7 protein-coding genes are annotated in these 8,686 nt (G+C 64.9%); all 7 read right to left on the reverse strand.

The features are described 5' to 3' along the window. Positions 1-1,321: type VII secretion protein EccCb (gene eccCb / locus AC2VOU_RS14855; protein ID WP_486958067.1), on the reverse strand; the 1,321-nt coding region annotated here is incomplete at its 3' end. Further along, positions 1,318-3,555 (reverse strand): type VII secretion protein EccCa, encoded by a 2,238-nt coding sequence (eccCa, locus tag AC2VOU_RS14860; RefSeq protein ID WP_486958068.1) that lies wholly within the window; start codon positions 3,553-3,555, stop codon positions 1,318-1,320. The genes eccCb and eccCa, both read right to left, overlap by 4 nt. Beyond that, a complete protein-coding gene (gene eccB / locus AC2VOU_RS14865) occupies positions 3,555-4,997 on the reverse strand; it encodes a type VII secretion protein EccB (protein ID WP_486958069.1) in 1,443 nt (480 codons plus the stop codon). The genes eccCa and eccB overlap by 1 nt, the downstream gene beginning before the upstream one ends. Before the next feature lie 3 nt (positions 4,998-5,000). Continuing rightward, a complete protein-coding gene (gene eccA / locus AC2VOU_RS14870; protein ID WP_486958070.1) occupies positions 5,001-6,722 on the reverse strand; it encodes a type VII secretion AAA-ATPase EccA in 1,722 nt (573 codons plus the stop codon). Beyond that, positions 6,715-7,248, reverse strand: coding sequence for a YbaB/EbfC family DNA-binding protein (locus tag AC2VOU_RS14875; protein WP_486958071.1), 534 nt, complete (start codon positions 7,246-7,248; stop codon positions 6,715-6,717). Before AC2VOU_RS14875 ends, eccA begins: the two co-directional genes overlap by 8 nt. A gap of 19 nt (positions 7,249-7,267) precedes the next feature. Then, the gene (locus tag AC2VOU_RS14880; protein WP_486958072.1) at positions 7,268-8,098 is read right to left on the reverse strand and encodes an ESX secretion-associated protein EspG; all 831 of its coding nucleotides are present in this window, start codon (positions 8,096-8,098) and stop codon (positions 7,268-7,270) included. 262 nt (positions 8,099-8,360) lie between these two features. Further along, positions 8,361-8,686 (reverse strand): helix-turn-helix domain-containing protein (locus tag AC2VOU_RS14885; RefSeq protein WP_486958073.1); only part of this gene is annotated, 326 nt, incomplete at its 5' end.

The raw sequence follows: 8,686 nt of genomic DNA on the forward strand, positions 1-8,686 counted from the left end.
CTTTGATGGATTCCTCGAGTGACGCGCTGTTGCGGTTGATGGCTCCGGCATCGAGGAGATGCGATTCCGGCACGGTGTCGAGGAGGCCGGAGCGGTAGTCGGCCAGCATGAACCGCACCTGGTCTGGGCTGTTGCGCGAGCAGATGGCCTGCGCGACGGCGTGGGCGATCGTGGTCTTACCCGACTTCGACGCGCCAAAGATCAACAGGTGCGGGGTCATCTGCATGTTGTTGTAGGCCACCGACAGATCCGACTCGCGCAGGCCGAGCGGAATCGTCCAGCGGGTGCGGTAGTCGGAGTCCGGGCCCGGCGGGTTGGGGTCCAGCTGATGCAGATATATCCGGTCCGGCAGCACCCTGACTTGGGGCGCCTGCTCGGTGTAGCCCGCCGCGACGTGTTCCACGGCGGCGGTAATCGCGTCGACCAGGTTCTCGGCGCTGTGGACCCCGTCGATGCGCGGCACCCCGATCATGAGGTGGTGCTTTTCGGCCGAGATGGCCCGGCCCGGGCGATTCGCCGGAATCTCCTTGGTCATCCGGTCGATCTGGGTTTCGTTCATGTCGCCGAGCCGGAACTCGACCTTGGTGCCCAGGTAGTCGCGTACCCGAGCCTTCAGCTCGGTCCACCGCGGTGTGGAGATCACGGTGTGTACGCCGAAGGCCAGCCCCTGGCCGGCGATGTCTTGCACCATCGGCTCTAAGTCGGGGAACTCGGCCACGAAGGCCGGCCACCCGTCGATCACCAGAAAAACGTCGCCGAACGGGTCGGCGGCGGCCGGGTTGTTCGGGTCGTTGCGCATCTGCCGATACGCCGCCATCGAGCCGACCCGGTACTGCTTGAAGATGATTTCCCTTTGCCGCAGAACGGCTTTCATCTCGGCAACCATGCGGTTGACCCGGTCGGGTTCGGACCGGGTCGCGACCCCGCCGACGTGCGGCAGATCCTCGATGTAGATCAGACCACCGCCACCGAGATCAATGCAGTAGAACTGCACGTCGCGCGGCGTATGCGTGGCCGCGGCCGATAGCACCAGCGTCTGCAAGAACGTGGACTTACCGGTCTGCGGGGCGCCGCCGACGGCGATGTTGCCGCCCGCCGCCGAAACGTCTACTCCCCAGACTTCCTGCCGGTGGCGGCGCGGCTCGTCCATGATGCCGAGACCGAATTGCAACGGCCGCCCGGTACCACGCTCGACGAGTTCGTTGACCGGAGTCGGATCCGCCAACGGCGGCAGCCACATGCGATAGGCGACGGCCTCGCCGGTGCCTAGTTGGTCCAGCACGACCTCGCGCAGCACCCGCGGTTCTGGGTCGACTGTCATGGCAGCACCGCCCCGTCGAAGATCGGAGCCGCCGTGAACTGGTGGATCTGAACGGTGCTGCGACGGTGCTGCACCCCGGAGTCGGCGGGTCGGTCGCCGTTCTCGCCGAGCGATGCGGGAACGTAGTTGGTGCCGGTGTAGGTGCTGCGGAACTTCACCGGGTCTTCCATGCCGACCCGCAAGAAACCGACGCCGCTCTCCTTGTTGGTGATGTACTGCGCCTCCGGCGTGCCGATCACCGCCTTGGACTCGGCGGAGCTCGTGGTGCGCAATGCAATTCGATACGTCAGGTTCGGTTCGAGCTTGTCGATACGGACGCCACCGGTGTTGAGTGACTGCGTAGCGAGCAGTAGGTGTACGCGCAGCGAACGACCTACCCGGCAGATCCGGTCGAACAACGCGATGAAGTCCGGGTGGTTCTGCAGAAGCTCGGCGAACTCGTCGACCACGACGAAAAGCGTGGGTAGCGGCGCAAGGTCGGCGCCGCGCTCACGATGCTTCTCGTATTCCGCCACCCCCGAGAGCGCTCCCGCTGCGCCCACCTGGATACCGGCCTGCCGCAGGATCGACTGCCGGCGATCGAGTTCACCGGTGAGCACCTCGCCCATCCGGCTGACCAGTTCGGCCTCCTCTTCCATGTTGGTGACGACCGCCGCCGTGTGCGGCAGTCGTTCCATGCCCAGGAAGGTGGAGCCACCTTTGAAGTCGGTCAGCAACAGGTTGATCTGGTCCGGATGATGTGTGGCCGCGAGCGAAAGGATCAGGGTCCGTAAGAATTCCGACTTACCCGATCCAGTCGTTCCGATCAGCATGCCGTGCGGTCCAGCGCCGAATTCGGCGCCCTCCTTGTTGCCGTGGTACTTGATTTCGCGGGTTTTGAGCTCGTGCCCGAACGTAATTCGCTGCCGGTCAGGGTCGGTGTCGCGGAACATCCGCCAGCGACTCGGTAGCACCTCTTCGACCGACTGCGCTCCGACAAGTTGATGCCACTCGGTCGAGACCTTCTTCTGCACACGGGTGGTCTTGTCGATGATGGTCCCGGTGATCGACCAGCCGGCAAGCTTTCGCGCGATACGGGTGGCCAGTTCCGGTGACACCTGGTCGGTCGCCGACGTCACCAACCGGAACGTCTGATTGGGCAGCCGGTCATCGGCGGTGCCGTCTTCGTCGAGCCTGAGACGGTAGGCCGAACCGCGGTGGTTGCCCAGCGTTATCAGCGTGACGCCGGCACGCCCGTCGACGGGAAAGCCGGCGCTGCCCCCGGTCAGATCGATCACCACGACGTAGGGGCCGCCGGGGGCGGCATCCGGTGTGTGCGGCCCCCGCGCGGTCAAATCACTCAAACCGTCGGCGCGGGTGAAGATCATCCGAGTCGGCCCGGCGACGTCGGTGTCTGTCTGGTGCTGGACGTGGGGAAGCCATTTCAGCCACGCCCATTCCGGGTCCTCCGGGTTGTCGATCAGCACCCGAATCTGCATCAGGTCCGGCGGGTGGAAGACCGCCAATTGGCAGATCATCGCCCGCAGCAATGCGGCCGCGCGCTGCGGGTCGCCACCGACGGCGATGGTCGGAAATGTCTTGAGTTGCACCAGCTTCGGGCAATCGTGGATGAGCCCGTGGGTGCGCAGAAACTTCAGCACCCACATGTGGCTCACCGGCTCCAAGTGCGGCTGCGGCGCGGCATCGGGGCCCGCCAGTTCCCCGCCGAGCGCCGGCTTTAGCAACCGGTCGACCGCCGGTTCCGTGCCGAGCCCGATCCGAACGGCGGCGAAAAAGTCGGCGTTCGCCGGCCGCGACCACTGCCGGTGCGTGCCGATCAGCGAAAGTAGGTCCTCGGGATTCGGTGCGTGGTAACCGAAGAACGTCACCTGAGCACTCGCCGAAGACGTCACTCGCGTCCGCAAGCCGGCCAGGTAACGCAGGTATTCCTTGCGGTCGGCGTTGATTTCGGGAACCTTCTTGCCGCCGGGCCCGCCACCGGCCATGAAACCCACGGTCGTCATGATCATCATCAGCGGCATCATCAACATGTACGGCGACAGCTGCCGAACGCCGGTGAAGACCATGATCGCGATCATGCCGAGCATGCCGCCGGCCATCACGTAGGGCAGCACCTTCTGCACGCCTGACGGCGGGATTTCGACACCGAGATCTTCTGGCGGGGTCACGCTTATCTCGCCCGGCGTCAAGCGGGGCCCGCGTTTGACGGTCGGAGTGAATTTCTTGGTGGTCATCAGCCCTCTCCCGCTTCCAGTTTCCGCGGCTTCGGGTCCGGCGGCAGCGTGTCATGCGCCAACAGCGCCGCCGACTTCGACAGCACCGGTCCGTCCACCAACAGTCGGACGACAGCCCAGGGCGCGTTCTGCGGTGCGGTCAGCCCCAGTGTTTTGGCGGTCTGCAGATCTGGAATCCCGTACCGAACTCCCTGTGGGTCAACGTAGTAGAGCGCTTCACCGTGCTTTGGATCCGGCGATTGGAGCTGAATGAATTTCCCGCCATCGGTGTAAACCGTTGCGGTTCCGTCGATCTGCTTGATGCCGGTATTCATCGCGGTCGGCGGAAGCGGCAGGTGCCGGCCGGTCAGCACGGCCGTCTGCGGCGCCTGGTCTCCAGGTTCGCGTTCCCACGACCAGCACAAGGTCGGCGCGTCCTGCCGGGGCACGATCGCCACCGCCTGGTCCGGTAGCGGCGATGCGTACACCCGTTCTGCAATCTTGGCGACCAGGCTCGACTCAACCAGTGGCGGGGAGAGCAATCCGTAGGAATTGGTCGCGCGCAGCGCCGCCGCCGTTGTCGCGTTCACCCGCGCCACCCCGTCCGGCAACACGACGTAAGCCCGCGGGCCGCCCTCGCTCTGCGCCTGGAACACCGCGCCGATCACCAAGTTGGGCGGCAGCCCGACCGAGTTGGGCGTACCGGCGGCGGGTACCGGCGGCAATTGCCACGGACCGACGTCAGGCACGGCGTTGTAGACGCCCTCCGAGATCGGGGTGGGTTTCGCAGTGACCGGGATACCCACCGAGGAGGCGACCGCGCGGTCCATCAGATCGACCACGTGGCGACCGCTTTTGGTGATCACCCATTCTCTGCCCTGGTAGGAGGCCAGCAGCGCCTGATTGGGCTGCATCGGACCGATCGAGGCATCTGTTGTCAAAGGCATTGCTATGATTGATGTTTCGACCGTTGGAGCAACACTGGCCGGGTTGGCGACGGTGTCGCACAGCGCCCAACTCGACACGGTGTCCGCCGAAACTGGAGTGGCATAAGGCGCGCCCGGGATACCGATCCGCTGCCCCTTGGGCATCTGGTTCAGTTCCTGTGATTTCACCGCCGAGGGATTGCCGGCGTTACCCAGCACCAGCCGGGCAGACGTCAAGTTGTAGACCGGATGCAATTCGCCCGTATTCGGCATCACGACATAGAGCTGGTTGGTCGTTCGGTCGACGAGCAAGTTGTCGCCGCTGCGGCGCCCGAGCGGCTTGAAGTACGCCAGCAAGCCTGCGCCCAGACACACCAGCACGGCGAGCAGAATCCCCACGCCCACCGATCGGCTGTAGAAGGCCAGCGGATCGTCGAACATCCGGGTGTCGCGTCGCACGACCGCGTGTTCGACGCGGCGCAGCAAGAATCGCCAGCCGCTGACTTGGACTTTCGTGGTGAGCCGGAATCCCGCCATTGGCTAGGCGCCGATGTTCAATCGTCTGTGCACGGCCGCAATCGCCTCCGCCATGTCGTGGTCGTTGATTCGCTGCAAGCGGTCCACGTCGAGGTCGTCGATGTTGATGGACTGCGCCAACCGCATGTCACGGTATTGCTCTGCGGACTCGACCAGTTGACGCGCGTACCGGCCGTTGCCGGCGACGTCGAGTGCTGGTTTGTCCCCGACCGAGCGTTGACTGAGCAGCTTCGCCGCCTCGAGAAGATGGCCGCACGCCTCCTCGCTGAGCGTCGAGTCATTGCCTTCGGCAATGACTTTCGCGATCTCGAGAATCTCTTCCGGGGAATACGAGTCGAACTCGATCCGCGTCGAGAAACGCGATCGCAGGCCATCATTGGCTTCCAGCAACCGATCGATGTCTGAGCTGTAACCCGCGATGATCACCACCAGACGGTCGCGGTCGTTCTCCATTCGCGCCAGCAAGGTGTCCAATGCCTCGGTGCCGAACGGGTCTGCGCGCCCGTCACGCTCTTGCACGAGCGTGTACGCCTCGTCGATGAACAGCACTCCGCCGACCGCCCGGTCGATCGTCTTGGCGGTCTTGACCGCTGACTGGCCCTCGTATTCGGCGACGAAGTCTTTGCGTGACGTCTCGACGAGCTTCGGCTCGGTGATGACCCCCAACCCCGCCAGGATGTTGGCCACCACCCGCGCGATCGTCGTCTTACCGGTTCCCGGCGGCCCGGCGAAGATCATGTGCTTGCTCGCCTGCGCGACCTTCATCCCCTTGGCCGCCCTGATCTTCGCCATTTGGGTTGCGGCGCGGTACCTTTCGATTTGCTCCTTGACCCGGGTGAGGCCGATCTGACGGTCCAGCTCGGCCTGCGCCTCGGCCAGCAGCTTCTCCTGCCCCGAGGTGTCTGCCACGACACTCGCCGGATCCCACGGATCCGTGCGCGCCTCGATATTCTCCGCGCTGGTAGGCACCAGTCGATAGGCCGGTTTCTTCAATGCGTTAGCGACTTTGGGCTCGGCGAAATTCGCCTGTAGCCATTCCAGCAGCGGAAGCGCGCCCTCTTCGTTGCCCTGGCTGCGGCGCGCCATCGCCAGATACCAGGCGATGGTGCGTCCACATGCCTGACCCGCGGGCGTGTCGTTGGATTCGGTGAGTCGTCGCTCGGCTTCGGTGAACAGGCCCAGGTTCGCGGCAGCGACGCCATGCGCAACGCCTGCCGCCGAGGCCAAGAACCTATCGGTCCATTCGGGCGCGTGCCGTACTTCGTCGATCACATCGGTCCAGCGTTCGGATGCGCCGTAGATCACCGCCCTGACCCAGGACACCAGGTGCTCGGCGCCGCGGGCTGGAGCCTCCTCCAAGGCATCCATGGCGTCAGCGAAATTGCCTTCCGTGGCTTCATTTACGGCAAAGCCGAGCGTGATGGCCAGCGGGGAGTTGACGGGATAGGTGATGTCACCGTAGAGCCCGCCGATGGGGATCCTGGCGTCCAGACTGACCATCGACATATCGGCCAGACCTGCCAGTTGCCCGAAATTACGCCGCGAATACCAGGCGCGGAACAACGTCACCCGGTCGGTATCGCCACACCTGATCCGACCGATCCAGGCGTCGCAGGCAGTTTCGTCGTAGCTGGTGATCTCGGAGAACAGCTCCATCGATCGGCCCGGAGACATCGACAGCATGTTCACCGCTGTCCCGAACATATTGCCCAACTGTTCAGTCATGCTCACCTGCATACCGGACGGCGAAGCATCGCGCTTCGGCGGCGGTCGCCTCTTCCGGAGACGGGAGGTGCAGTTCGCGGGCCAGGAAGTCTCGGGTGGACGCAGTGTCGTGGCCCGACGCCAACATCTCCTCGAGCATGGTGGCGTGCTGGGCAGACCGCGCCTTTTGCCGGGCCAAATCCGCTACCAGCAGGATCTCGTCCGAGAGCTGCGCCTCAGCTGCGTCGGATTTTCCGCGCAGGCGGATCCGCTCTACGCGACCGTCCAGGTACGCCGACACCGACACGGTGCCAGGTGGATTGGTCACCGTGAAAATGGCGGCCGGCTGCTCGGGGTGGACAGCGCCGACGTCCCCCCACAAATCGGCGGTGCCGATTCCCGCCGGCTCGGCCGGCGGGAGATAGTCGTCGAAGGCGTCCAGGCCGGAACTTTCTTCACCGTCCGCGGCGGTGAAGAAGTCCAAGGCACCGAGGTCGCCGTGGTCGTCGTCGTCCCCGGGTGCAAATGGCGAATAGCCCTCTGCCATAGCGTTCTTCCTGTTTCTATCAGCGGTATTCGGTGTCGGTTTGGTCAAACCAAGCACCCGACGGCAGGAACTCCACCAGGCCTACCAGCGCACGTTGAAGGTTCTCCGGTGTTCCTGGCAAGAAGCTTCCGTAGAGTTCGCCGTTCACCCGGCGGGGAATCGACACCAACCTGCCTTGGGGCGAGTCAGCGACACCGGCCGCCAACTCGGTGGTGGTGATCGTGCCACCCGGTTGCCGCTCGCTGGCGGTGATCTCCACCCAACTCGACGGGTTGGCGATGATGTCCGCGTAGATGCGCGCCGATGCGGGCGCGACACCGTACTGCGCTATCTGCGCGGCGGTTTTGCATTCGGCCAGCCTGGTTGCGACCCCGGTGAGCGGCTCGACGTCGGCGGCGGTGGCGGATCCGAGCACAGTGGTGACCATGCCGGCCAGGCCCACCTGTGGGGCAACCAGCTGAACGACCAGCATCTCGCCGTCACGCGCAGCGACCACATGGCGTTCGCCTTTGCGACACACCACAAAGCGGACCATGGTGCCGCCGTCGACGTCGCGGCGCCACCACCGGCCCTCCAGCGTTCGGTCGGCCCTGCTGAGCGTATCGATCATCGCCGCGACGGTCGGGTGCGGCGTCCCGTAGATGTCGAGGACGCCCTGTTCGGCGAGATCGCGCCGGACCTGGTCCCAGACCAAATCCCGCAACTCCAACTGAGGGATATTCGGTCGGATCGCAAGAGCTGTGGGAAAGTCCGCCAACCCGAGCCGGTCGGCGATCACCAGCATGCCGTCGATGGTCACCTCGACGGCGACGACGTCGTCGACATCGGCGGCACGGTACGGACTCGACATCGTCTACCTCGGATGCATCGTTTCGTCGAGGTCGCTGCTCGCACGCTCGCCGGAGCCGCTCGGGCAGATCCTCTATGGGCTTGTTAAGTCCTAAAATACTGCGCGGCGACCGGACGCGGACGGCGGTTTGCAGAGATCGCTCGACGCTCCGCCAACGGTCGGACCGCGACTCTGCGGCGCCAATCCGTCGCCGCCATCCCGCCACTTCGCAGAGCGAGCGTATCAGCCGGCTGGGTGCGCGCAGCGCACTATTTTTTGCTCCTCAACGCCAGCTGATCTGCCGAATCAACGTCTCGATCGCGTTCGCAGTGGCGTCGGGCAAGGCGTCTTCTGCTTCCGCGCGGACGATGGTCTCCTCCCCGACGCCTGCCGCCTGCGCGGTTTCGGATACCGATAGGTTCGCGTGGCGTCGCGCGGCGTACAACCGTTGACCGAGGGTGGCCTGGGGCGCTTTCGCGCACAGCATCATCAGCTCGTCGTAGTGGTGGCGCACCGTGCTCAGCGCTTTGATCAGCGTCAGGCCGACTTTTCCGATCTGAGTGGCCCGGACGGCGACGGCCTCGACACGACGCAAGTCCGCCAGAATCG

The organism is Mycobacterium sp. TH-M25 (assembly GCF_057473665.1).